This window comes from Roseospira navarrensis (genome assembly GCF_009601025.1).
Classification (GTDB): Bacteria; Pseudomonadota; Alphaproteobacteria; order Rhodospirillales; family Rhodospirillaceae; genus Rhodospira; species Rhodospira navarrensis.
In genome coordinates this window covers 1-23,382 of record NZ_WIVE01000063.1, presented here as the reverse complement: position 1 = coordinate 23,382, position 23,382 = coordinate 1, and the positions used below count along the sequence as shown (strand labels likewise).

Below are 23,382 nucleotides of genomic sequence, written 5' to 3'. Positions count from 1 at the left end.
GCAGCGGCGGCGTCCTCGGCCGGAGCGGCCTCCTCGGCAGCCGGCGCTTCAGCGGCGGCGGCGTCCTCGGCCGGAGCGGCCTCCTCGGCAGCCGGCGCTTCAGCAGCGGCGGCGTCCTCGGCCGGAGCGGCCTCCTCGGTCACGAACTTGTAGCTGGCGGTCCGCAGGTCGATGTCGGAACCGGGCGCTGCAAGGGCCGGGTAGGAGTCGATCATCACCGTGCCGTTCAGCGGCTTCTTCACGGCCTGGTGGCAGGTCGCGCAGTTGGCCTTCGGGGCATCGCCCAGGGGGCCCAGCCGGTTTTCGGGGTACTCGGACTGCAACGGGATCAGGAAGTTCTCGTTGATGTCCTGAACCGAACGGATGCCGTACCACGCGGTCACACGGGTCGGATACCATTCCACGAACGCACGGGAGTTGTGGCAGTAGGTGCAGTTGGTCCCCAGGGCTTCCGAGATGTGCATCATCAGCCCGTAGGTCACTTCCGCGGCCTTCAGATCCGGTTCCAGCTTCCATTCGGTCGGCAGCGCCGTGGTCGGGACGACCCGGATGTTGCCGAGGTCTTCCGTCATTTCCGTCAGGAAGGGCGTGAACGGATCGTTCGGCAGCGACGAATACGCAGCGACCGGAGACGCCTCGTTCTGGCCGAACATGTTGCCGGCCCCGCGCACCGCATCCTCGGCCGGACCCGGGTTTTCAAACCAGATCTCCGCCGGAACCGGCATCCCGCGGTGGCAGGTGTAACAGGTCACACCGGCCGGATACACGTGGTCCTGCCACGACGCATTGATGTGCTGCGTCATCTGGAACATGCGGCGCGAGACGACCTTGGTGTAGATCGCATCGGACACATAATCCACGCCATCGTCATTGACCACGTGGCAGTAGTTGCAGCCTTCGTCCGGCGAGACCCATTCCGTGACCAGGGTCATGAGCCGGTCGAAGTTGGCCTGGGTCAGATGGCCCAGGGTCGGCACGTTCTCGTACACCTCGGAGGCGAGCGGACCCTCCTCCTCGAACGGCGGCCAGGGGTCCGGAGCCACGTTGACGCGGTTCCGGGCCGCAACGGTGCGGACGTTCTGGATGTCCTCCATCGCCACGCCGCGATAGCCGATCTGATCGACCGTCTTGGGCGGGATCCAGGTGAAGACCCAGAAGACCAGGATCAGGCACGTCGCGATCCAGATCATCCCGTCCAGAGGCACCTTGGCCATCCGGTACGTGACCTTACGGTGGTTTTCGTTCCTGAAGTCGCTCATCACTGGGTCCCTCCGCTCGTCAGCGCCGGGTCAGTGACACCGGGGTAGAGATCGGGGTACGGCGGCACGAGACCGTGCTTCTCGCCCCACAGGAACCAGTTGTCGACGACCGTGCCCGTCAGCAGGATGCCCAGGGCACCCGTCACCGGGGTCAGGACGGCGAACCACCAGGCCCAGCGGTGGATCGATTCCATGGTGGCATTGAAGCCCATGGTCCAGCGCCAGAACAGGGCGGCCCGCTCTGCCGCGGTGCCACGATGCGTGATCTGCTCCACCTCGCGGTCGCCGCCGTAGCGGGCCACCGACAGGATGGTGCCGCCGTGCATGGCAAACAGCAGAGCCGAGCCATACAGGAAGGCAATCGTCAGCATGTGGAACGGGCAGTAGTACAGGTTGCCGTAGCGAACGGAGAACGCCGCGGTCCAGTCCAGGTGCGCGAAGATGCCGAACGGCACCGACTCGCTCCAGCCGCCCATGAAGACCGGACGGAACAGACCGATCGACAGGAACAGGAAGATCGCGGACGCCCAGGCCCACGCGATGTGGGTACCCATGCCCAGTTCGGTGGCGCGCCGATAGGTGCGCACGAACCACAGGAGGAGCGACGCCGTCAGAAAGAAGCCGGCGATCAGCCACCAGCCGCCTTCATTCATCGGAGGAATGCTCAGCCCGTATTCCGGACCCGGCGGTTCAAGAGCCAGCCAGGGCAGCTGGCGCACGAACTGGACCGGATCCCAGTCCACCGACGCCCACATGTTCAGGCCGATGATCTCGAAGGCAACGAGACCGCAGACCAGAGACAGGACGCCGTAAAAACCGAGGTAGATCGGACCGATCTGCGCGTCACCGAACCATCCCGCAATGCGCGAGAAGATCGGCTTGCCGACACGGCCCAGCTCCCCCTCTTCGATCGGCACGCCCAGGTGGGCCGGGGCCCTGACCTGCACGCGCGTGAAGATACTTTGATACTCAGCCATCTTGATGACCCCCTCGCGCTAGCTCCAGATCGGCAGGTCGAGCCACCAGGTCCACCATTCCGGCCAACCCCGGGTCCACCAGGGACCGCTGATGACGATGCACACGGCGCTCCAGAAGACCGCGCTCAGAGCCAGGAACAGGCCGAGACGGTGGATGCCGAGCGGACCGATCGAGTAGCCGATGAAGTCCCGGAAGAACGTGTTCTCATGCTCGGGCAACTTGACAACGTCGCCCTTGCCCGGGTTCGTCGCGGACAAGATCAGACCGCCGTGCATGGCCAGGGCGAGACACGTCGTGAAGAAGAACGTGATCGCCAGCATGTGCGCGGGGTTGTAATGGAAATGCAGGTGCTGGTAGCCCACGTTGGACACCCAGTCCAGGTGACTGAGAATGCCGTAGGGGAAGCCATGCCCCCACGCCCCCATCAGCACCGGGCGGATGACGACCAGCGTGATGTACGCGAAAATGGCGAACCCGAACGCGATCGGCACGTGATACCCGATGCCGAGCTTGTTGCAGATTTCCACCTCGCGCAGAGCCCACGAGACGAACGCCCCGATGGCGCAGATCGTGATGATCTGCCACAGACCACCCTCGGCCATGGGCGCCGGCATCAAGCCGTAGCTCAGGTCGGGCGGTGCAATGTTGATTTCCCAGATCGTGGCGCCCGGCCCGATGGCCGCGCCCCAGATGATAAGAAGGGTGCCAAGTGCAGCGAAGAAGACTGTCGCGACCCCGAAGAAGCCGACGTAAAACGGCCCCACCCAGAAGTCAAACAGGTCCCCGCCGATCAGCGTCCCTCCGCGGATTCGGTATTTTCTCTCGAAATCCAGCATGGCCATTGATGGGACCCTCCGGCCGGGAGGCAATAAATGGCCGCCTCCACGATAAGATCAGCAGCGGCGGGTTCCGGGCCTCGTGCCGGAGACCCGACCGCTACCAACGAGACACGGTCTAGAAGACCGCGATCTCCCATCAGCCTTAGGAGATCATCGGAAGGCTGCGGACCATGTCGGCCGAAGCTTCCAGCCAGTTCAGCCGGTCGGTGCTCAGCAGGATGAAGTGGATCAGCAGCGCCAGCACCGTCAGGAAAACGCCGAGGGCCAGCAGGATGCGCTGCGGGTCAAAAAGAAGCCAGATCTTCCACATGATTCAGTCTCCTAGGACACGATGGGCAGGACAGTCGAAGCAACATTCGCCACGGTGGCGTTGCAGGCATCGCTGCTCAGCCAGGGGCAGTACATCCACGCCAGGATGTGCGCGACCACGACGGCGCCAAAGAAGCCGCCCATGGTCTGCTGGAAGATGCCGTGGAATTCCTTCGCCTCGTCTTCAGTCATGCCCGAGGGGCTCACGTTCTCAGCCATATCCTAAACCTCCTGGTAGTTGGCCACATAAGGCCGTTGCCACAGGTCGTCCGCCCGGTGTGCATCACCGCAACGGGCCACACCATGGCCGACCGATCCGCCCGCACCACGTTTCCGGGCGGTCCCTTGCCTCCGGCTCCCTCCGCACGCGGCGGTGTCCAAGCCGAAGACCAGAGCTGGGTAAGCGAAGGAACGCATCGTCGTCATGGTCATGACGCGGGTCCCTCCGCGAAGGCGGCGAGCACAGCGGCCACGCGCGCCTTTGTCACGATCTCCTCCCCGTCCCGCCGGGCCGCCTGCTCGGCGGCGTCGCGCAGCCGCTTGGCCGCCGAGATGCGGACCAGCACCGGCCGCGCCTCGACCGCCGCATCCAGCAGCGCCTTGGCGTCGTCGTCCCAGGGCAGTTCCCGGTGCAGGCGCGACGGGGTCGCATCCACCGCATCCAGGTCCGTCCCCAGGGGGAGGATGTTGAAAAGGGCGTCGAACAGGCTGTTGCAGACCTCCTGAACCAGGTAGGTCGCCCCGGCATACCCCATGAACGGGGTGCCGGTATGCCGGCGCACGATGGCGCCCGGGAACGACGCGGGAATGTACTGGGCGCGCCCGCCGGCCTCGGCCAGATAGGTGCGCTCGTTGTGGCTGCCGAACACGATCAGCGGCGGGTTGGCGTGGATCGCCTGGCGGACCGCGGCGTTGTCGGTCTTCGCCCCCGGCCGGCGCGTAAACGCGAACTGGCAGGGCAGCCCCATTTCGGTTTCCAGGAACTGGCGCACGCCCCGGGCATAGGTCTCGGTGGCGGCGATGCCGAAGCTGGCGGTGCCGAAGAAGTCCTGGGTCACCGAGCGCCACAGGTCCCACACCGGCTTGATGGTGGTGTGCTTCTCGGCCTCGATGAACGGCGCGGGATCCAGCCCCAGCACCTCGCCCAGCGCCTGCAGGAAGCGCGTGGTCGAGTGCAGCCCGATGGGGGCATGCAGCCAGGGCACGTCCAGGGCCTCGCACAGGGTCTGACCCAGTTCGCGGTACAGGCAGATATTGGCGTCGGCATCCACCAGACGGCCCACCTGGCTCAGGTGGCTGCCCAGCGGGAAGACCATGTTGACCTCGGCGCCGATGCCTTCCACCAGGCGGCGCACCTCGGCCAGGTCGGACCACGTGTTGAACATGCCGTGGATCGGACCGACGATGTTGACGCGCGGCTTGGCGCCGGCTTCCCGCTTGGTCTTCTTCGGCATCCGACCCTTGGTCAGGCCGTATTCCTTCCACAGCCACATCACGGCGCGGTCGGCGGACTGCCACTGGTCCTCGTCGATGGTGCGCGGCAGGAAGCGGCGGATGCCGGTGCCTTCCGGCGTCACCCCGCCGCCGATCATCTCGGCGATGGAGCCGGTCACCACGACCGCGGGCATGGACGGATCGAGCGTTTCATGCGCGCGTTTCATCGCGCCCTCGGTCCCCGTCTGGCCGAGTTCCTCCTCGCCCAGTCCGGTCACCACCACCGGCAGTTCGTGCGGCGGCAGCGCGTCGGTGTAATGCAGCACCGCGGTCACCGGCAGGTTCTCGCAGCCCACCGGGCCATCGACGATGACCTGGAGACCCCGGATCGCGGTGAAGGCGTAGACGGCACCCCAGTAGCCGCCGGCGCGGTCGTGGTCGAGCACGTACATCAGACGTCCCTCCCCCGATCCGCGCCCGTCGCCGGCGCTCTGTCCCAGATGCCCGCCGTGGCCCCGGTGCCGACGCCCTCGAAGAAGGCGCGCATGGTGTCGAAGCGGTCCTTGTTGCCGGCGGCGGCGTTGATGACCTGCGCCAGCGATCCCGCGCCGGCCGCCCCCATGAGGGGCCGCGCGGAGATCAGGTTGGTGAAGTACAGGGCCGGGATGGCCTTCTGCTTGGCGTGCTGGACCACCGGCGTGGTGCCGATGGCCACATCCGGCCGGGCGTCATCCACGGCCTGGATGTCGCGTTCCAGCGGCGAGCGGAACGAGACGGTCACACCCTTGGCCTTCAGCCACGCGGCGTCGTCGGCGTTCCAGCGCGTGCGCGGACAGGCGGTGCCCACATAGGGCACGTCCGCGCCGCTCTCGATCAGCAGACGGGCGACCAGCAGTTCCGAGCCCTCGTAGCCGGAGACCACGACCCGATGATTGATCGGTGTGGCGTCGATCGCGTCCCGGATGGCCGGCAGCACCTTGGCCTTGGCGGCGTCCACGGTGGCGGCGGCCACACCGCACGCATCGCCGATGGCGTCCAGCCAAGCGGCCGTGCCCTCGACACCCACCGGCGCGGAGCCCACCACGGACCGGCCGGCCAGCTCGAACTCGCGCGCGCAGGCGGCGTAGAACGGATGGATGGCGGCGGCCACGGCGCAGTCCAGCGCGGCGTAAAGCTCGCGCCACTCGCGGGTCGGAACCACCGGCCCCACGGCAAGGCCCATCGGCGCCAGCATCTGCCCGATGACCACCGGGTCGGCCGGGAACATCTCGCCGGTCAGGGTCACGGTGGGCTTCTCCGCCGGGCCGCCGCGCGGCGCCATCACGGGGCCCTGTTCGGCCTCGGCGCGGGCATAGGCGAGCATGGCGCCGGCCAGCACGTCCTTGGCCTCGGCATGGGTCGGCACACCGAAGCCCGGCACGTCGATGCCGATAATGCGGACCCCGTTGATCTCCTTCGGCAGCAGCCGCAGCGGCACACCGGAGGCGGACGGGACACACAGGTTCGTGACCACGATGGCGTCGAGCTTGTCCGGGTCGGCCAGATCCTCGACCGCCTGCTTGATGTCCTCGAACAGCTTGCCGGTGACCAGGGTCTCGGAGTCGAACGGCACATACCCGATGGTGCGGCGCGCGCCGTAGAAATGCCCCGTAAAGCTGAGCCCGTACACACAGCAGGCCGAGCCGCTGAGCACGGTCGCGGTCCGGCGCATGCGCAGGCCCACGCGCACCGAGCCGAAGGCCGGGCACATGGTCTGGGGCCGGTCATGGGGACCCTTGGGATAGGTCGCGGCCAGCTCCTGCAGGGCCGGATTGGCGTCGGCCCGGGCCGCCGCCTGATCCTTCTCGCCGGCGTCGGCGTGGCATCCCGCCACGTCCGCGCGGGCCTGATCCGCCGCCGGCACCGCCCCGGACGCACCCGTGGACACGTCGGACGCCGCCTCGGCGGCATCGACGGTCCGGTCGTCCTCATGAAGGGGGGTGTAGTCGGTCATCGGGGCGGACCCTTGCCTTTCGTGCGTCACGGTGGATCAGACGGTGTCGTAGACCACTTCGAGCGACTTGCGCTCGACAACCTTGCCACCGCGCATGTCGGCGGCCGTCGCGGGCTCCAGGACCACGTCCCGGCCCACATCCTCGCTCTTGAACAGGTTCAGCAGGCCGTCCTGGGACAGCGCGGTCGGCAGCACCGGCGGCGCGTCGGCCACGTTGGTCGCCAGCGAGGCGAACAGCGGCCCCCACCGGCCGTCGGGCCGGCCCACGATCTGGTAGTTGGCGGACTTGCGGCGGATGTCCTCGTCGGCCGGGATGGCGGCCAGGACGGGAATGCCGGCCTCGGCGGCGAAGGCCTGGGCCTCGCCCGTGCCGTCGTCCTTGTTGATGACCATGCCGGCCACGCCGACGTTGCCACCCAGCTTGCGGAAGTACTGCACCGCCGAGCAGACGTTGTTGACCACGTACAGCGACTGCAGGTCGTTGGAGCCGACCACGATGACCTTCTGGCACATGTCGCGGGCGATCGGCAGGCCGAAGCCGCCGCACACCACGTCGCCCAGGAAGTCGAGCAGCACGGTGTCGAAGTCCCACTCGTGGAAGCCGAGCTTTTCCAGAATCTCGAAGCCGTGGATGATGCCGCGCCCGCCGCAGCCGCGCCCGACCTCGGGCCCGCCCAGTTCCATGGCGAACACGCCGTCCCGCTTGAAGCAGACATCCTCGATCGTGACCTCTTCGCCGGCCAACTTCTTGCGGGCCGAGGTCTCGATGATCGTGGGCGTGGCCCGGCCGCCGAACAGCAGCGAGGTGGTGTCGCTCTTCGGATCGCAACCGATCAGCAGGACGCGGCGGCCCTGGCTGGCCATCATGTAGGACAGGTTGGCGAGCGTGAAGCTCTTGCCGATCCCGCCCTTGCCGTAGACGGCGATGATCTGCGTCTCTCGCTGGGTGGCCGGGGTGTCCACGAAGGTCATGCGCGGGCTCTCCAATCCAGAATCATCTTCAAGCACGACGGATCACCGAACGCGGCGCGGTAGGCCTCATCGGCCCGCTCCACCGCCTCTCGGTGGGTAATCAGGCCGTCCAACGACAAACGGCCCGTCTCGACCAGGGCGGACACGGCCGCCAGGTCCTTCGGCGCCCACTGGGCGGCGACGCGCATGCGCGCCTCGCGCAGGAAGGCCGGCACGAAATCGAACGCCAGCGACCCTTCGTAGAAGCCGGCCAGGATGACTTCCCCGCCCCGGGCCAGACGCCCGATCAGGGTGTCCAGCAAGCCGCCGTCGCCGCTGACGTCGCAGATCACGCGGTAGTCGCGGCGATCATCGTCCGCCGGATCCACCACGCTGTAGCCGAGCGCCCCGGCCGCGCGGGCCGGGTTGGTTTCCCAGACCACCGGCGCGGCGTCGCCCAGAACCACGGTCAGGCGGGCGACGAGTCGGCCCAGCACCCCGTGCCCCACGATCAGGTCGGGCAGCGGCGCGCCCTCGGTCGGGACCAGCGCGTGATGCGCGGTCGCGGCCAGCGCCAGCAGAACGGCCCGCTCCTCCAGGGACTCGGCGACCGGGAGAACTCGGGCGCCGGGCACCACAACGCGTGCGGCGGCGCCACCAAACAGCCCGCGAACGGAGCCGTAACAGGTTGCGCCCGGCACGAACACGCGTTCCCCCTCGTGGCGCCCGGACGCCGGGCCGGCCGAGACGACTCGGCCGACCGATTCGTAGCCGGGGACCAGCGGATAGCCCATGCCGGGAAACGGCGGCATGCGGCCGGTCCAGAGCAGACGCTCGGTGCCGGTGCTGATGCCGCTCCACTCGACGTCAACCACCACGTCCTCGTCCCCCGGGGGGTCGAGGTCGAGCCGGGTCAGCGCCAGGCGCTCCGGATGCTCGATAACGATGGCGTCGGTCTGCATGGAACCTCGCAACGGCTGGTCCACAGTGCTGTTGGGTCAGCGGTGTCTAGAGAGTGTCAGTCTAGCTTGACGAAGCGAGTTGTCAATCATGACTTACATTAAAATGACCAGAAAGTCATGTCGGGGTCGCAACGAGGGCCGCCGGCCGCCCATCACGCCGCCTCGGCGTGTGCGACACACACACGCACCAGCAGCGGCTGATGGTTGTCCGCCATCGTGATGCGGGAGAATCCGGCCTCGGCCAGAAGCTGACGCAGGGTCTCGGGGGTCCTGGCCCGGCCGCTGCCCATGGCCATCAGGTAGAATCCGAAGTAGGCCCCGCCGATGGGCTCCGCGCCCCGAGTCCCGGCCATCGGCTCGGCGATCAGCAGCCGCCCGCCCGGGGCCAGCGCACGCCGCGCGGCGGCCAAGATGGTGCGGACGGCCGCGTCGTCGTGGTCGTGCAGCACCCGCACCAGCGAGATCACGTCCGCCCCCTCCGGCAGCGGGTCGGTCAGGAAGCTGCCCCCGACGGCGCCCACCCGATCGGCCAGGCCCTCGGCCGCCATCCGGGTCCGCGCCCGCTCGGCCACGGCGGGCAGATCGAACACGGTCACCCGCGCCCCCGGCGCCCGACGGGCCACGGCGGCGGCGAACACACCCTCGCCGCCCCCCACGTCCAGCCACCGCCGCACACGGCCGGGCGGATGGGCGGTCAGGATGTCGTCGGCGATCAGGGTCTGGGTCGCAGCCATCAGCGCGGAATAGTCCGCCACGCGCCCGTCCGGCACACCTGAGGGCGACTCGCTGCGGGCATAGGCCCAGAACCGCGCCATGCCCGTCTCGCCGGCCTCGCCCCGCAACAGGGCGACCGGATCGGCGAGGTCCTGATAGAGCAGCGCGTGATGTTCGATCAGCGCCGCCACCTGCGGGCTACCGACCAGCGCCAGGCCCAATTCGTCGAGCCCATGCCGCCCGCGCGGGCGCGGCATGGTCAGGCCGAGCGCGTCGGTGGCGTCGAGCAGACGGCGGGTGGCCTCTTCGTTCAAGCCCAGACGGGCCGCCAGCGGCGCGGTGGCGAGCGGTCCCTCGGCGAGGATGTCGCACAGCCGCAGCCGCACGGCCGCGAGCACGACCTGCGAGTAGACGAATCCGGCACACAGGTCGAACAGGTCGCGGGCCGTGCGCCGGGCCAGGATGCGCACCACAGGCAGCCGCCCGAAGCGACGCGGAAACCACGGGCGCAGCCACAGCCAGTCGCGCGCCGCCAGCATCCAGTCGCGCACGGTGTGCGGCCGGCGATCCACGGGATCGGCCAGGGTCGTCGCATCACAAAGGAGCGGCCCCGCGGCCGCTCCCTGTGCTTGGTCGAGTGGTGACGTCGAAGACGGCGCCTCTGTCGATCGCCCGTCCGGCATGGTCGGGTCAGGCGGCTTGTCGCGCCAGGTTCTTAGGGAGGAACTTGCCGGTCTCCTCCAGGATCGCGGCGCGCAGGGGCTCGCGGCCCGGGCACTCGGGGACCGAGTCCACGGCGGCCGTGATGAGGCGCTTCAGGCGGTCCACCGCGCCGTCCACGCCCAGTTCGGCGACGGCGTTGGGGCGGCCGTTGGCGGCGTCCTGGCCCACGGGCTTGCCCAGCTTCTCGGGGTCGGCGGCGATGTCGCGCAGGTCGTCGGCGATCTGGTAGCCCTCGCCCAGCGCCTCGCCCAGCACGCGCCACTGCGCGTTGTCGTAGCCGGCGGCGGCCGCGCCCGCCTCGGTCGCGGCGGCGAACAGGGCGCCGGTCTTGGCGCGCTGGTACTCGACCAGATCGATTGTCGATTCGCTCTCCCACGCCTGACCGGCGCAGATGCCGTTGGGCGAGCCCACGGCCTCGCTGTAGATTTCCACCAGACGGCCCAGCCGGTCCGGCGCGCCCGTGACACCCTTGGCCAGCGCCTGGAAGGCCATCACGATCAGCGCATCGCCGGACAGCACGGCCAGCGGCTCGTTGAACGCCTTGTGGATGGTGGGCTTGCCGCGCCGGGTGTCGGCGTTGTCGAAGGTCGGCAGGTCATCATGAACCAGCGAGGCGCAGTGCAGCAGCTCGATGGCCGCCGCCGCCGAATCCGCAGCCTGGGGCATGTCGTCGCCGCACGCCATGGCCACCGACAGGCACAGACGGGGCCGGATCCGCTGCCCGCCCGGGAACACCGCGTGGCGCATCGCCTGCATCAGCAGCGGCGGGCCGGACGGCGACTCGCCCCGGGCCAGCGCGGTTTCCAGAGCGGCTTCAATGCGGTCCATGACGTTCATGACGACGTCTCCCCTGGGGTTGTCGCGGCTCTCCCCCGGGACTCGGGCGCAACGCGACGGCCCTCCATCCTCCCGGCGGCGAGTGTAAACACTTGTTGTCACCTCCATGTGTCATCTAGAGTGGACACAGGATATCGACGTGTCAACGACCATATTGAAACCGATCGAAACAGGCCGCCGTCCGGCGGAGGGAGATCGCACCAAATGGCAGAATCGCATGTGGTGATCGTGGGGGCCGGCGTGGGGGGACTCGCCGCCGCCATCGACCTGGCTGCGCAGGGGCTGCGCGTCACCGTCCTGGAGGCCGCCGACCAGCCCGGCGGCAAGATGCGCCGCGTCCCCGCCGGCGCCGCGCAGATGGACGGCGGCCCGACCGTGTTCACCATGCGCTGGGTGTTCGACGAGCTGCTGGACCGCGCCGGAGTCGGCGACCTGGGCGACCTGGTGACCCTGCGCCCGCTGCAGGTGCTGGCCCGCCACGCCTGGGACGGGCCCAAGGCCGCCACCGAGCGCTTCGACCTGTTCGCCGACCCGGCCCGCACCGAGGCCGCCATCGGCGCCCTGTCCGGCCGCGCCGAGGTGGAGCGCTTCCGCGACTTCCGGGCCGAGGCCGAGCGCATCTATCTGACCCTGCGCGACACCTTCATCCGCAATTCCCAGACCTCCATGCCCGGTCTGGTGCGCCGGGGCGGCGTGGGCAAAATGTCGCGCATCCAGCCGTTCGCCACCCTGTGGGAGGCGCTGGGCAAGCACTTCCATGATCCCCGCCTCCAGCAGCTCTTCGGCCGCTACGCCACCTATGTGGGCGCCTCGCCGTTCCAGTCGCCGGCGACCCTGATGCTGGTCGCCCACGTGGAGCTGGACGGCGTGTGGAGCGTCAACGGCGGCATGCACGCCCTCGCGCGGGCCCTGGCCGATCTGGCCGAGCGGCTGGGGGTCACGCTGGAACTGGGTCAGCCGGTCTCGACCATCGAGACGAAGGGCGGGCGCGCCAGCGCCGTGAAGCTGGAGGACGGCCGCCGCATCGCCGCGGACGCCGTGCTGTTCAACGGCGACGTCAACGCCCTGGCGCTGGGCAAGCTGGGTGGCGAGGTCAGCCGCGCCGTGCCCGTGGTGCCGCCGGCCGTCCGCTCGCTGTCGGCCGTGACGTGGTGCCTCAACGCCCGCACCGACGGATTCCCGCTGACCCGGCACACCGTCTTCTTCGGCAAGGACTATCCTGGCGAGTTCCGGGACATCTTCAAACGTCGCAGGTTGCCGGCCGAGCCGACCGTCTATATTTGTGCGCAGGACCGGCTGGACGACGCGGATCCCGACGCGCCCGCCCCGGACGGTCCGGAGCGTCTGCTCTGCCTCGTCAACGCCCCCGCCGACGGCGACATTCTCTCGCCCGCCCTCGACCCCTCGGAGATCCAGGCATGTCAGGACCGCACCTTCGCCCTTTTGCAGCGCTGCGGCCTGCGGGTGGAGCTGGACCCGTCCAGCACGACCATCACGACCCCGCGGGACTTCGCACGCCTGTTCCCGGGCACCGGCGGGGCGCTCTACGGGCGGGCCTCGCATGGCTGGCAGGCGTCGTTCACGCGCCCGGGGGCGCGCACGCGGATTCCCGGGCTGTACCTGGCGGGCGGCAGCGTGCATCCGGGACCGGGCGTGCCGATGGCGGCCCTGTCGGGGCGGCAGGCCGCCACGAGCATCCTGAAGGACCTGACTTCAGCCAGCCGGTCCCGCCGGGTGGCTATGCCTGGTGGTACCTCGACGGGCTGAGCCACGACGGCCACCACGCGATCACGATCATCGGGCTGGTGGGCAGCGTGTTCTCGCCCTACTACGCCTGGTCCGGGCGGCGCGACCCGCTGAACCACTGCGCCATGAACGTCGCCCTGTACGGCCCGGGCGGGCGCTGGGCCATGACCGAACGCGGCCGCCGCGCCGTCCACCGCGAGCCGCGCCGGCTGGTGATCGGTCCCAGCGCCATGCACTGGGACGGCGCCACCCTGACCGTGGACATCCGCGAGCGCGGCGCGCCCCTGCCCTCGCCCATCCGGGGTCAGGTGCGCCTGAAACCGCGCGCCGTGACCTCGCGCGCGTTCCCCCTCGACCCGCGCGAGCGCCACCGATGGTGGCCGATCGCGCCCCATGCCGAGATCACCGTGGAGATGCAGGAACCCGGCCTGACCTGGCACGGCGCGGGCTACTGGGACTCCAACTGGGGCACGGAAAGCCTGGAGGACGGCTTCAAGACCTGGACCTGGTCGCGCGCCCCGCTGGCCGACGGCGGGGCGGCCATCCTGTACGACATGGTCCCGCGCCACGGACCGGGCTCGCCGCTGGCGCTGCGCTTCCCGCCGGGGGGCGAGGCCGAGCCGTTCCCGGCCCCGCCCAAGGCGCTGCTGCCGAAGACGCGCGTGTTCCGCATCCGCCGCGAAACCCGCTGCGACGACGGCCACGTGGCCAGCGTGGCCCGCACGGTCGAGGACACGCCGTTCTACGGCCGCTCCATCCTGAACACCCACCTGCTGGGCGAGCCCGTGCGCGCCATGCACGAGAGCATCTGCCTGGACTGCTTCAAGCGCACCATCGTGCGCCTGATGCTGCCCTTCCGCATGCCCCGCATCACCTGGGGCGGCCCGGAGGGGGGTGGGGGGTAGGAAGGACGAAGGTAGGAGGCCCTGCGCATCACGCACTTAGCGAGAATCTGCCGCCGTACGCTTTCAATGGTAATGAAGTCGGGACATAATCCCTGGCGGTTTCGCTTTTCCGCCCTGAGGTGCGCTCATTCATGTCCGCTTCCCTGCCCGACTTGGTGCGCGCCCCCAAGACACTCCCGTTTGCCCCGGAGTGGACCCCGCATGAAGACCAACTCCGGTTCACATCGAGTCTGGATGATGCCGACGGCGTAACCATTGAGGGGCTATGGCTGCGGGGGCAGTGCCCGACGCGATATCCGGACGAACGTGTCGTCTATCAACTCGAATACCTTTTTCCCGGGTTCCGGCGCGGCCCGGTTAGCCGAATCGAATGGCACCCCCAAAGCCCCCATAACAACAAGGGGCTTGGACCGCCGCACCTCCGGCACATCGAGAAAAGCGGCTCCCAAGTGCATCCCTTCGATCTGAACTGGACGCTTGGCGTCAAGAGAATGGTGAGCGAGAATCTTCCCATCGGATTGCCCATTGAACCTGAACCGCGGGACTTCCGTGCGTTCACGTCGGTGATGGGCACCGCGTTCGGCGTGCGCGGCGTGGACCTGATCCCCGCCCCGCCCTGGCAACCGAGGATTCTGTGAGAATGAACGGGCACCAGACGGAAACGGTCGGCCTGCGGATGGTCGCGGAGGAGGTCGCGCGCACGCTCGCCGTCGCCACCCATGCGCCCGAGGGATCGTTCATCAAGACGCCTCTGATGTATCCCGGCGGGTCGGCGGTCGTGGTCATGATCGCGCAGGCGCCGGGCGGGCGCTATCTGGTCTCGGACATGGGGCAGGCGCAGGACGAGGCGGACCTGATGTGCGCCGCCCCCACGTTCGCGCATGTCGCCCCGCGCGTCGCGGAGCGGAACGGCGTGGCCTTTGACCGCCGGGCCTTCTTCGTGGTCGAGGTCATGCGCGAGCAGCTCGTGGGCGCGGTCGCCACCATCGCCGGATGCTCCCAGGAGGCGGTCCAGATCACGGCCCTGAAGATCGCCGAGGCCAGGACAAATGATGCAGCCGACCTGCTCTATCGGCGGCTCGCGCACGTCTTCACGCCAGCCCGTGTCGCCCGCGATGCGGAGATTCCGGGTGCGTCCACCACGCGGTGGCATGTCACGGCCCTAGTGACGGTGGACGGTCGCCCCGCTGTCTATGATCCGGTGTCGAGCCATCCCACGGCGATCGCGGCAGCCGTAACCAAGTATTTCGACCTCGCCCAACTGGACACCCCGCCGCACCGCATTGCCGTGGTCAAAAGCAAGGCCGCGCTCGGCACCCGGCTCGGCGTCATCGCCGGCGCCGCCCGGGTGGTCGAGGACTCGGTGCCGGATTCCACGCTGGAACGGCTGGCCCGCGCCGCCTGATCCCGCTCAGCCCTGCGCCCCCGGTCCGACCAGCAGGGACAGGCCCTGTATCACGGCCCACAGGCCCGCGATCACGGCTGCCGCCACGGCCAGCGCGGCGGGCTTGTTGCGCCGCCAGAGGTCCGTCGCCTGGCGACCGTAGAGCCGCACCAGCAGCGCCATGCCGTGGTAGCGCACCCCGCGCGCCAGCACGGTGGCCAGCATGAACCAAAGCACCGGATAGCCCGCCGCCCCGGCCGCCAGCATCGCCACCTGGAACGGGATCGGGAGAACACCGATCGCCAGGATGGCCCAGAACCCCTGGGCCGCGAACAGGTCCTGGAACGCGGCAAAGGACTCGGTCCAGCCGGCCCATTCGATCAGCCCCTGTCCCACCGTCTGCATGAACAGCAATCCGACCGCGTAGCCGAGCAGGGCTCCCAGCAGGCATCCCGCCAGGGCCGCCGTCGCGATGGCCCACACCCGGGCCGGGTTCAGAACCATGAAGGGCAGCATCACCGCCTCAAGCGGGATCGGCACCACGGTGGATTCCAGCACCGAGCCCGCAAACAGCAGCCGCAGCGCGGTCCGGCTGGTCTGGAGGCGCTGCACCAGCTTCCGGGCCCGCCCCTGTCCCACCGGGACGCCCGCCGCCGCATCGCCGTCACCCGACCGCGTTTGGCGCACTGACTCGGGGGGCGGGGTCATCTGTGTCCTCCTTCATGGTTCGGGTGACGCCCGCTCACGGGCCCCGCGCGGGCCGGTTCACAACAGCCGGCTGGGGATGACCCGCAGCCGCCGGGCCTGAACCGTCGCGCGCTCGATGCTCATCGGCACGACGAAGCCCCGCCGCTCCGACGGCGGCCGCCGTGCGTCCTCATGAGCCGCCTGGTCCCAGATGTCGAAGGGATCGCCCGGCGCCCGGGCCGGCTCGCCCAGGTGGCGCCGCCAGACGTCCTCCCGAAAGGTGGCGACGCCCCGGTCGTCCGTCCAGATCACGCCGGTCTCGGTATCCACGCTCAGGCTGCGTTCGTTCAGGTTGGCCGAGCCGATCATGGCGGTGCGGTCGTCGGCGATCATCAGCTTGGCGTGCACATAGATCTCGTCGCTGCCCAGGGCCTGGTCGTCCTCGGTCAGGTGGTCGCGCACGGGGTCGTCCACCGTCGGCGGCGGCGCGCGGGTCAGCAGCGTGTAGAGCCCGAAGCGATCCCCGAAGGCATCCGCGATGCGCCGCAACGCCCGGCGCTGCAGATACTGGCCGTGGCGGTTGGCGGCGTTCCAGCCGCCGCCCAGGCGTTCGGGGGCCAGCGGCAGCACCACGATCAGCCGCAGGTCCGGGGCGGCGGTCGCCTGCCGCGCCAGCCAGCCGGCGACCCGGTCCGAGCGCAGGAACTGGTTCTCGATGTAGAGCCGCCGCTGCGCGCGGGCGATCAAGGCTTCCACGGCCTTCGCCGACCCCGACGCGCGAATGTTCGGCCCCAGCGCGAACGGACTGCGGCGATGCCCCGTGACGGTGCGCACGATGCGGGGACCATCCTCCGGGGCGCGCGTCTGCCTCTCCGCCGTCTCCGGCGCGTCCCGCACGGGCGACAGGGGCCCGAGCGCAGGCAGGAACACGCCGGGCGGTCGACGGGCGGTTGCCTCGGCATGCAGGTGCCGGAAGACTTCGCTTTCCTCCCGCCAACGGTTGGCGAAATGCGCGGCCACGGCCGCGACCACCGGCCCGTCAAGACGCGCCGCCACGTCGTGCCAGGGCCTGAGCGAGCGGTGTTCCGGGGTGTCGAACCGCTCCCGGTCGATGTCCAGGCCGCCGACGAAGCCCACCGCGCCGTCCACCACGCAGCTCTTTTCGTGATGCACCGCCGGATACACCGGCAGGATGCTCCGGTGCGAGGGCCTGGGCTTTCGGCCGCCGCGAACGGTCATGTGACGCCACAGCATGGGCGCATCGGCCCGCCGGTCCGCGACGGACGCCCCATCCCCGCCGGTCAGGGCGGCCACGGCCCGACGCAGACGGGCGTGCAGCAGGGGCTGCGCCAGCAGGCGGGGCACCAGGCCGGTGGCGGCCTGATGCCGCGAGCAGATCACCTGCAGGTTCTCCTGACAGGCGGGAGGCAGACCGTCGCGGATCTCACAGAACCGGCGATAGCTGTGCCAGGCGTCGCGGTGCTGCCCGGGCACCAGGATCGGGTCGAAGTCGCTGAGGATCAGACGAACGGTCACACCGCGCCGCGCCGCCTGCGCCAGCAGGTCGGCCCAGTCCGGGGCCTCGTCCCCGGGCAGAGGCCGGCCGGCGGCCGCATCCTTGGTGCGGCGGCCATCCAGGGTCAGGTTCGGCTGCACCGCCCAGTAGGCCATATGGACCGTCTCGCGGGCCCCGGCCACGGCCTCGGTGAGCCATCGGTAGGTCTCGCTGGCCTCGACCAGGGGCCGCACCCGGCTTGTCCCGGGCCGGGTCTCTGGCGTGACGGCGTCGGCGGGGCTGTCTGCCATGGGGGTCCTCGGATGGCGCGGAGGGAGTCTCGGGGTGGGCCGGTGCCGCTCTGCGGATGAGTCGCACTCATCCGCCGCCGGTCAGAATGAAACTCGACGGCGGCGCGAACGTTCCCGACGACACGCCCGACGCACATCCCGGACACGAAGGAGACTCACACCATGCCGACGTCTTCCGGTGACATCGAGGTCCGCCGCCAGGACAGCACCCTGGGCGACCTGCTGCGCATTGCGCTGGCCATCCTGCTGCCGCCGCTGGGCGTGCTGTTCGAAGTCGGGATCGCCAACAAGCACTTCTGGATCAACATCCTGCTGACCCTGCTGGGGTTCCTGCCGGGCGTGATCCACGCGGTCTGGGTCATCGCGCGGTATTGATTCCGGTCGGCTCTTGTCCTGTCTCGTCAGGGCAAAAAGCCATCCGCCGTTTCTCGGCGCCGGTGCAGTCGCACCGGCCGCCCCTTGGCCCGCTGCCGCGACGGTCCGATATGACGGGGATGGGCGGCGTCTCTGACCGCCCGCCCATCCCAACCGAGGGGAGACCCCATGGCCCTAGAGTTGCCCGACTCCATCGCCGCCTATGTCCGCGATGCCGGCCTGGACGAGCCCGCGCCGCTGGCGCGGCTGCGCGCCGAAACCGAGGCCATGCCCAACGCCGGCATGGCCAGCACCGCCGAGCAGGCGGCCCTGCTGGCCTTCCTGGCGCGCCTGATCGGCGCCCGCCGGACGCTCGACATCGGCACCTTCACCGGATACAGCGCACTCGCCGTGGCCTATGCCCTGCCCCCGGACGGCACGGTGCACGGCTTCGAGGTCTCGCCGGAGCACGCCGCCATCGCCCGCCGCCATTGGGCGGACGCCGGCCTGTCGGACCGCCTGCACCTGCACCTGGGCGATGCCGAGCAGAGCCTGTCCGTGCTGATTGACGCGCAGGGACCGGCCGCGTTCGACATGGCGTTCATCGACGCCGACAAGGAACGCTATCCCGCCTACACCGAACAGGCCCTGACCCTGGTGCGGCCGGGCGGGCTGATCGTGCTCGACAACATGCTGTGGAAGGGCACGGTGGCCGACCCCGCCAACGTGGACGAGATCCCCACCACCCTGCGGAGGTTGACGGCCGACCTGCGGGCGGACGACCGGGTGGACGCCATGCTGCTGCCGCTGCGCGACGGCCTGTTGCTGCTGCGGCGGCGGTAGGGGGCGACGCGCCCCGCACCTACGCCTACCCCCACCCCTACCCCGGCGGCCCGAAGCCGCCGCCGCCCGGGGTTTCGATCACGATGATGTCGCCCGGCGCCACCTCGGTTTCGTCGTTGCCGCGCAGTTCGTCCACGCGGCCGTCCGCCCGCTGCACCCAGTTGTGCCCGCGCGCGCCCGGCTGCCCGCCCTCCAGACCATAGGGATCCGTGTGCCGGTGCGAGGTCAGCAGGGTCACCGTCATCGGCTCCAGGAAGCGGATGCGCCGGATCGCGCCGTCCCCGCCCCGGTGCCGCCCCGCCCCACCGGAGCCGTGCCGCACCCCGAAGGACTCCACCCGCACCGGCAAGCGCCATTCCAGCACCTCCGGGTCCGTCATGCGGGTGTTGGTCATGTGGCTGTGCACGGCCGACGTGCCGTCGTGGTCCGGCCCCGCGCCGGTGCCGCCGCAAATGGTCTCGTAGTTCTGGTGGACGGCGTTGCCGTAGACGAAGTTGTTCATGGTGCCCTGCGACGAGGCCAGCACCCCCAGCGCCCCATACAGCGCATCGGTGATGCACTGCGAGACCTCGGTGTTGCCGGCGATCACGGCCGCCGGCCGCACGGGCGAGATCATGGAACCCTCGGGCACGATCAGCCGCAGCGGCTTCAGGCAGCCCTCGTTGAGCGGAATCTCGTCCGCCACCAGGGTCCGGAACACGTACAGCACCGCCGCCTTGCACACTGCCAGGGGGGCATTGTAGTTGCCCGGGTCCTGCGGCGATGTGCCGGTGAAGTCGATGACCGCTTCGCGCGCGTCGCGGTCCACGCTGATGGCCACCTCGATCCGGCTGCCGTTGTCCAGGGAATAGGTGAACCGGCTGTCCTTCAGGACGTCCAGCACCCGACGCACGGACTCCTCGGCGTTGTCCTGGACGTGGCGCATGTAGGCCTGCACCACCTCCAGGCCGAAGTGGTCCACCATCTTGCGCACCTCGCGCACGCCGGTCTCGTTGGCCGCGATCTGCGCCGTCAGGTCGGTCAGGTTCTGGTCGATGTTGCGGCAGGGATAGGGACCGGAGCCCAGCAGCTCGCGCGTCTCCTGCTCCCGGAAGCGCCCCTCCTCCACCAGAAGGAAGTTGTCGATGACCACGCCCTCTTCGTCGATCGAGGTGCTGTCGGGCGGGGTCGAGCCCGGCGTACGCCCGCCCACATCGGCGTGATGCCCGCGCGAGGCGACGTAGAACAGGATCTCCGCGCCCGCCTCGTCGAACACCGGCGTCATCACCGTGATGTCCGGCAGGTGGGTGCCGCCGCGATAGGGGGCATTCAGCGCATAGACGTTGCCGGGGCGGATGCGCCCGGCGTTTTCCTGGATCACGGTGCGGATGGACTCGCTCATCGAGCCCAGGTGGACCGGCAGATGCGGGGCGTTGGCCACCAGATTGCCGTCCGGATCGAAGATCGCGCAGGAGAAGTCCAGGCGCTCCTTGATGTTGAGCGAATAGGCCGTGTTCGCCAGCGTGGCCCCCATCTGCTCGGCGATGTTCATGAACAGGTTGTTGAACACCTCCAGCAGCACCGGGTCCGCCGTGGTGCCCACCGCCTCGCCCTGCGGCCGGGCCTCGGCCCGGGTCAGGATCAGATGCCCGCGCGCGTTCAGCGCCGCCTGCCAGCCCGGTTCGACCACCGTGGTCCCGGTCGGTTCGGCGATGATGGCCGGCCCCCGCACGGTCTGGCCGCGCCCCAGGTCCTCGCGCTGGAACAGGGGCGTGTCGCGCCACTGCCCACCGGCGTGCATGGGGACCGTATCGACCGGCGCCGGATCGGCCGGCGGCGTCTCGGGCTCGGGCCACTCGGGTTCGTCGGCGGCGTCGGTGGCGCCGATGGCCTCGACCGAAACCGCCTCGGCCACCAGCTTGCGCGCCGACGAGATGAACCCGAACCGCTCGGTATGGGCGGCCTCGAACGCCGCCTGCATGGCCTCGGACGTGTCCGCGTCCACCAGCAGGGCGGTGTCCGTGCCTTCATAGCGGACATGGACCTTCCGCACGACGCTGATGGCGTCGTCCGCCACCCCCTGGCGGGCGACCTCGTCGCGGGCCTCCTGCTCCAGGGGGGCGCAGGTGGCCTCGATGCGGCCCGGCAGGTCCGCGTCAAAAGGCGCCTCCACCTGGCTTTCGCGCATGGCCCGGACGTCCGCCAGCCCCATGCCGTAGGCCGACAGAACGCCCGCGAAGGGATGCACCAGGACGCGGGTCATGCCCAGCGTGTCCGCCACGAGGCAGGCGTGCTGGCCACCCGCGCCGCCGAAACAGTTCAGGGTGTAGTCGGAGACGTCGTAGCCGCGCTGCACCGAGATCTTCTTGATCGCGTTCGCCATGTTCTCGACCGCGATGCGCAGGAAGCCCTCGGCGACCTCTTCCGGGGTCTGGCGCGGCTGGCCCGTGGCGGCCGCGATGTCGTCGGCCAGGGCGTCGAAGGCCGCCCGGACCGCCTCGGCGTCCAGCGGTTCGTCCGCGTCCGGCCCGAACACCTTGGGGAACCAGGCGGGCTGGATCTTGCCCAGCATCACGTTGCAGTCGGTGACCGCCAGGGGCCCGCCGCGCCGGTAGCATCGCGGCCCCGGGTTGGCCCCGGCGGACCCCGGCCCCACCCGATACCGGGCGCCATCGAACGACAGGATGGAGCCGCCGCCGGCCGCCACCGTGTGGATGTGCATCATCGGCGCGCGCATGCGCACGCCGGCCACCATGGTCTCGAAGCTGCGTTCGAACTCGCCGTTGTAGTGCGCCACGTCTGTGGAGGTGCCGCCCATGTCGAAGCCGATGACCGCCTCCGCCCCGGCCATGGCGGCGGTGCGCACCATGCCGACCACGCCGCCGGCCGGACCGGACAGGATGGCGTCCTTGCCCTGGAACAGGCGGGCGTCGGTCAGGCCGCCGTTGGACTGCATGAACATCAGCCGGGGGCCGTCGGGGGCCTCGGCTTGCAACTCGCCGGCGATCTGATCCACGTAGCGCCGCAGGATCGGCGACAGATAGGCGTCCACCACCGTGGTGTCGGCGCGGCCGACCAGCTTCATCAGCGGGCTGACCTGATGGCTCACCGAGATCTGCGGATAACCGACCTCGCGCGCGATCTCCGCCACCCGCGCCTCGTGGTCCGTGTCGCGGTAGCCGTGCATGAAGGCGATCGCCACGGACCGGATGCCGTCGTCATAGGCGGCCTGCAGGGCCGCGCGGGCGGCGGCCTCGTCCAGCGGCGTGATCTCGGCGCCGTGGGCGTCCATGCGGCCGGGGATCTCGGCCACGCGCTCGTATAGCAGTTCCGGCAGCACGATGTGGCGGTCGAACAGGCGCGGCCGGGTCTGGTAGCCGATGCGCAGGGCGTCGCCGAAGCCCTCGGTGGTGACGAACAGGGTGCGGTCGCCGGCGCGCTCCAGCAGGGCGTTGGTGGCGACCGTCGTGCCCATCTTGACCGAGCGGACGGTGCCCTGCGGGATGGGCGCCCCCTTGGCCACACCCAGCAGGTCGCGGATGCCCTGCACGGCGGCGTCCGTGTAGTGCTCCGGGTTCTCCGACAGCAGCTTGTGGGTCACCACCCGGCCATCCGGCGCCCGGGCCACCACGTCGGTGAAGGTGCCGCCGCGGTCGATCCAGATCTGCCACTGGGCGTCGGAGGCTGTCATTCGGGAACTCCTGGTCTGGGACGGGATCGTCTGGGACGGGATCGTCTGGGACGGGATGAGCCGACTCTGAGCGGCCCGGTCGGCCTTTGGCAAGGCCCCAGGTGCGGGAGCCCCCGCGCGGCCCGCGCTTGACCTCCGTCGGGAAGGCCTGCTTGTGTTCTGCGAGGCGTCCCCGCACGGAGTTCCCCAGATGACAGCCGAGACCATCCCCTTCGACGACTTCCTCAAGGTGGACATCCGCGTCGGGCGCGTGCTGGAGGCCGCCCCGCTGGAGGGGGCGCGCAAGCCGGCGATCCGCATGCAGGTGGATTTCGGCCCCGGGATCGGGGCGCGCAAGACCTCGGCCCAGGTGGCGGCCCTGTATGCGCCCGAGGATCTGGTCGGCCGGCAGGTGATCGCGGTCGTCAATTTCCCGCCCAAGCAGATCGGCACATTCATGAGCGAATGCCTGGTGCTGGGCCTGTCGGACGCCGATGGACACGTGGTTCTGCTGGGGCCGGACCGGCCGGTCCCGCTGGGCGCCCGCATGCATTGACCAGACCCGGCCGTGGACTGACGGGGCGCGATCCGCCGGTTGACCCCGAGCCGGCCGGCCCTTATGGTGCGCGCCACGCCGCGCGGGGGACCCGGACAGGTGTGCCGGATCCCACTCGGCCCGGGAGGCGCACGCCATGGAGCGCGCCGCCTGGATGCCGGCCCGCGGCCTCGGCCCGGACCGCTCCGTGGCCCGGATGTGCCCATAGCTCAGATGGTAGAGCAGCTGACTTTTAATCAGCGGGTCCCAGGTTCGAGTCCTGGTGGGCACACCAATAAAAACAAGGGGTTATTCGAGACCTGCGGGTCCCTCTTCTGCTTCTCAAGCGACATAGGTAACAAAATAGGTAACATCGGCCGGCGTTAGGCTCCGTTTGTGTAGCTCGGCAGCGGATTTGGCACAAATCGGCAAGGATTTGGCACAGGCCCAAAGTCTGAGGCAGGTACTCGATTT

At 69.7% G+C, this 23,382-nt stretch carries 21 protein-coding genes and 1 tRNA gene; 8 read left to right on the top strand and 14 right to left on the bottom strand.

All coding sequences use genetic code 11. The annotated features are described in order from the left end of the window. From pufC to GHC57_RS15650, 11 genes are all read right to left on the bottom strand, one after another. Nucleotides 1-1,259, bottom strand: a 1,259-nt coding sequence (gene pufC / locus GHC57_RS15700; RefSeq protein WP_153345966.1) for a photosynthetic reaction center cytochrome PufC, incomplete at its 3' end; no start/stop codon positions are given. Continuing rightward, on the bottom strand, nucleotides 1,259-2,236 hold the full coding sequence (gene pufM, locus GHC57_RS15695; RefSeq protein WP_153345964.1) for a photosynthetic reaction center subunit M: 978 nt from the start codon (nucleotides 2,234-2,236) through the stop codon (nucleotides 1,259-1,261). The genes pufC and pufM, both read right to left, overlap by 1 nt. A gap of 18 nt (nucleotides 2,237-2,254) precedes the next feature. Continuing rightward, nucleotides 2,255-3,079, bottom strand: a complete 825-nt coding sequence (pufL, locus tag GHC57_RS15690) for a photosynthetic reaction center subunit L (protein ID WP_153345962.1) — start codon at nucleotides 3,077-3,079, stop codon at nucleotides 2,255-2,257. A gap of 139 nt (nucleotides 3,080-3,218) precedes the next feature. Further along, the gene (gene pufA / locus GHC57_RS15685) at nucleotides 3,219-3,386 is read right to left on the bottom strand and encodes a light-harvesting antenna LH1, alpha subunit (RefSeq protein ID WP_153345960.1); all 168 of its coding nucleotides are present in this window, start codon (nucleotides 3,384-3,386) and stop codon (nucleotides 3,219-3,221) included. A gap of 11 nt (nucleotides 3,387-3,397) precedes the next feature. Continuing rightward, nucleotides 3,398-3,604 carry a light-harvesting antenna LH1, beta subunit gene (gene pufB / locus GHC57_RS15680; RefSeq protein ID WP_153345958.1) on the bottom strand — a complete coding sequence of 69 codons (207 nt, stop codon included), beginning with the start codon at nucleotides 3,602-3,604 and terminating at the stop codon, nucleotides 3,398-3,400. 209 nt (nucleotides 3,605-3,813) lie between these two features. Beyond that, a complete protein-coding gene (gene bchZ / locus GHC57_RS15675; protein ID WP_153345956.1) occupies nucleotides 3,814-5,271 on the bottom strand; it encodes a chlorophyllide a reductase subunit Z in 1,458 nt (485 codons plus the stop codon). Beyond that, on the bottom strand, nucleotides 5,271-6,812 hold the full coding sequence (gene bchY, locus GHC57_RS15670; RefSeq protein ID WP_153345954.1) for a chlorophyllide a reductase subunit Y: 1,542 nt from the start codon (nucleotides 6,810-6,812) through the stop codon (nucleotides 5,271-5,273). Before bchY ends, bchZ begins: the two co-directional genes overlap by 1 nt. 36 nt (nucleotides 6,813-6,848) lie before the next feature. Then, nucleotides 6,849-7,784, bottom strand: a complete 936-nt coding sequence (locus GHC57_RS15665; protein ID WP_153345952.1) for a chlorophyllide a reductase iron protein subunit X — start codon at nucleotides 7,782-7,784, stop codon at nucleotides 6,849-6,851. Further along, entirely contained in the window at nucleotides 7,781-8,725 is a 945-nt protein-coding gene (gene bchC, locus GHC57_RS15660) for a chlorophyll synthesis pathway protein BchC (protein WP_153345950.1), read from the bottom strand. Before bchC ends, GHC57_RS15665 begins: the two co-directional genes overlap by 4 nt. Before the next feature lie 152 nt (nucleotides 8,726-8,877). Continuing rightward, nucleotides 8,878-10,011, bottom strand: coding sequence for a methyltransferase (locus GHC57_RS15655; RefSeq protein WP_211369216.1), 1,134 nt, complete (start codon nucleotides 10,009-10,011; stop codon nucleotides 8,878-8,880). 118 nt (nucleotides 10,012-10,129) lie between these two features. Next, nucleotides 10,130-10,999 (bottom strand): polyprenyl synthetase family protein, encoded by an 870-nt coding sequence (locus tag GHC57_RS15650; protein WP_153345948.1) that lies wholly within the window; start codon nucleotides 10,997-10,999, stop codon nucleotides 10,130-10,132. Nucleotides 11,000-11,203: 204 nt separating this feature from the next. Between GHC57_RS15650 and crtD the strand changes: the two genes are divergently transcribed. The 4 genes from crtD to GHC57_RS15630 all read left to right on the top strand — a co-directional run bounded on the left by crtD (nucleotide 11,204) and on the right by GHC57_RS15630 (nucleotide 15,055). After that, nucleotides 11,204-12,766: a 1-hydroxycarotenoid 3,4-desaturase CrtD gene (gene crtD, locus GHC57_RS15645; RefSeq protein ID WP_153345946.1), complete on the top strand. Its 1,563-nt coding sequence runs from the start codon at nucleotides 11,204-11,206 to the stop codon at nucleotides 12,764-12,766. Between the two features lie 38 nt (nucleotides 12,767-12,804). Then, nucleotides 12,805-13,650, top strand: coding sequence for a carotenoid 1,2-hydratase (locus GHC57_RS15640; protein ID WP_343031192.1), 846 nt, complete (start codon nucleotides 12,805-12,807; stop codon nucleotides 13,648-13,650). Nucleotides 13,651-13,781: 131 nt separating this feature from the next. After that, nucleotides 13,782-14,288, top strand: a complete 507-nt coding sequence (locus GHC57_RS15635) for a hypothetical protein (RefSeq protein WP_153345944.1) — start codon at nucleotides 13,782-13,784, stop codon at nucleotides 14,286-14,288. 2 nt (nucleotides 14,289-14,290) lie between these two features. Further along, nucleotides 14,291-15,055 carry a hypothetical protein gene (locus GHC57_RS15630; protein WP_153345942.1) on the top strand — a complete coding sequence of 255 codons (765 nt, stop codon included), beginning with the start codon at nucleotides 14,291-14,293 and terminating at the stop codon, nucleotides 15,053-15,055. 6 nt (nucleotides 15,056-15,061) lie between these two features. Here GHC57_RS15630 and GHC57_RS15625 read toward each other — a convergent pair whose 3' ends face one another. Both GHC57_RS15625 and GHC57_RS15620 read right to left on the bottom strand, forming a co-directional pair. Next, nucleotides 15,062-15,742: a YqaA family protein gene (locus tag GHC57_RS15625; protein ID WP_153345940.1), complete on the bottom strand. Its 681-nt coding sequence runs from the start codon at nucleotides 15,740-15,742 to the stop codon at nucleotides 15,062-15,064. A 57-nt stretch (nucleotides 15,743-15,799) separates the two neighbouring features. Next, the gene (locus tag GHC57_RS15620; protein ID WP_153345938.1) at nucleotides 15,800-17,527 is read right to left on the bottom strand and encodes a phospholipase D family protein; all 1,728 of its coding nucleotides are present in this window, start codon (nucleotides 17,525-17,527) and stop codon (nucleotides 15,800-15,802) included. Between the two features lie 162 nt (nucleotides 17,528-17,689). Here GHC57_RS15620 and GHC57_RS15615 point away from each other — a divergent pair, with 162 nt between their 5' ends. Next, nucleotides 17,690-17,902: a YqaE/Pmp3 family membrane protein gene (locus GHC57_RS15615; RefSeq protein WP_153345936.1), complete on the top strand. Its 213-nt coding sequence runs from the start codon at nucleotides 17,690-17,692 to the stop codon at nucleotides 17,900-17,902. Between the two features lie 168 nt (nucleotides 17,903-18,070). Next, entirely contained in the window at nucleotides 18,071-18,724 is a 654-nt protein-coding gene (locus GHC57_RS15610; RefSeq protein WP_153345934.1) for an O-methyltransferase, read from the top strand. Nucleotides 18,725-18,761: 37 nt separating this feature from the next. Here the strand turns inward: GHC57_RS15610 and GHC57_RS15605 are convergent, their stop codons facing one another. After that, nucleotides 18,762-22,394, bottom strand: coding sequence for a hydantoinase B/oxoprolinase family protein (locus GHC57_RS15605; RefSeq protein ID WP_153345932.1), 3,633 nt, complete (start codon nucleotides 22,392-22,394; stop codon nucleotides 18,762-18,764). A 190-nt stretch (nucleotides 22,395-22,584) separates the two neighbouring features. Between GHC57_RS15605 and GHC57_RS15600 the strand changes: the two genes are divergently transcribed. Together GHC57_RS15600 and GHC57_RS15595 are read left to right on the top strand one after the other, a co-directional pair. After that, nucleotides 22,585-22,929: a tRNA-binding protein gene (locus GHC57_RS15600; RefSeq protein WP_153345930.1), complete on the top strand. Its 345-nt coding sequence runs from the start codon at nucleotides 22,585-22,587 to the stop codon at nucleotides 22,927-22,929. Between the two features lie 198 nt (nucleotides 22,930-23,127). Continuing rightward, nucleotides 23,128-23,203 (top strand) — tRNA-Lys (locus tag GHC57_RS15595). The last annotated feature ends 179 nt before the right edge of the window (nucleotides 23,204-23,382 follow it).

Coding starts and splice junctions, on each gene's coding strand:
- pufM (WP_153345964.1), bottom strand. CDS start 2,236: ATGGCTGAGTATCAAAGTATCTTCACGCGCGTGCAGGTCAGGGCCCCG.
- pufL (WP_153345962.1), bottom strand. CDS start 3,079: ATGGCCATGCTGGATTTCGAGAGAAAATACCGAATCCGCGGAGGGACG.
- pufA (WP_153345960.1), bottom strand. CDS start 3,386: ATGTGGAAGATCTGGCTTCTTTTTGACCCGCAGCGCATCCTGCTGGCC.
- pufB (WP_153345958.1), bottom strand. CDS start 3,604: ATGGCTGAGAACGTGAGCCCCTCGGGCATGACTGAAGACGAGGCGAAG.
- bchZ (WP_153345956.1), bottom strand. CDS start 5,271: ATGTACGTGCTCGACCACGACCGCGCCGGCGGCTACTGGGGTGCCGTC.
- bchY (WP_153345954.1), bottom strand. CDS start 6,812: ATGACCGACTACACCCCCCTTCATGAGGACGACCGGACCGTCGATGCC.
- GHC57_RS15665 (WP_153345952.1), bottom strand. CDS start 7,784: ATGACCTTCGTGGACACCCCGGCCACCCAGCGAGAGACGCAGATCATC.
- bchC (WP_153345950.1), bottom strand. CDS start 8,725: ATGCAGACCGACGCCATCGTTATCGAGCATCCGGAGCGCCTGGCGCTG.
- GHC57_RS15650 (WP_153345948.1), bottom strand. CDS start 10,999: ATGAACGTCATGGACCGCATTGAAGCCGCTCTGGAAACCGCGCTGGCC.
- crtD (WP_153345946.1), top strand. CDS start 11,204: ATGGCAGAATCGCATGTGGTGATCGTGGGGGCCGGCGTGGGGGGACTC.
- GHC57_RS15635 (WP_153345944.1), top strand. CDS start 13,782: ATGTCCGCTTCCCTGCCCGACTTGGTGCGCGCCCCCAAGACACTCCCG.
- GHC57_RS15630 (WP_153345942.1), top strand. CDS start 14,291: ATGAACGGGCACCAGACGGAAACGGTCGGCCTGCGGATGGTCGCGGAG.
- GHC57_RS15625 (WP_153345940.1), bottom strand. CDS start 15,742: ATGACCCCGCCCCCCGAGTCAGTGCGCCAAACGCGGTCGGGTGACGGC.
- GHC57_RS15620 (WP_153345938.1), bottom strand. CDS start 17,527: ATGGCAGACAGCCCCGCCGACGCCGTCACGCCAGAGACCCGGCCCGGG.
- GHC57_RS15615 (WP_153345936.1), top strand. CDS start 17,690: ATGCCGACGTCTTCCGGTGACATCGAGGTCCGCCGCCAGGACAGCACC.
- GHC57_RS15610 (WP_153345934.1), top strand. CDS start 18,071: ATGGCCCTAGAGTTGCCCGACTCCATCGCCGCCTATGTCCGCGATGCC.
- GHC57_RS15605 (WP_153345932.1), bottom strand. CDS start 22,394: ATGACAGCCTCCGACGCCCAGTGGCAGATCTGGATCGACCGCGGCGGC.
- GHC57_RS15600 (WP_153345930.1), top strand. CDS start 22,585: ATGACAGCCGAGACCATCCCCTTCGACGACTTCCTCAAGGTGGACATC.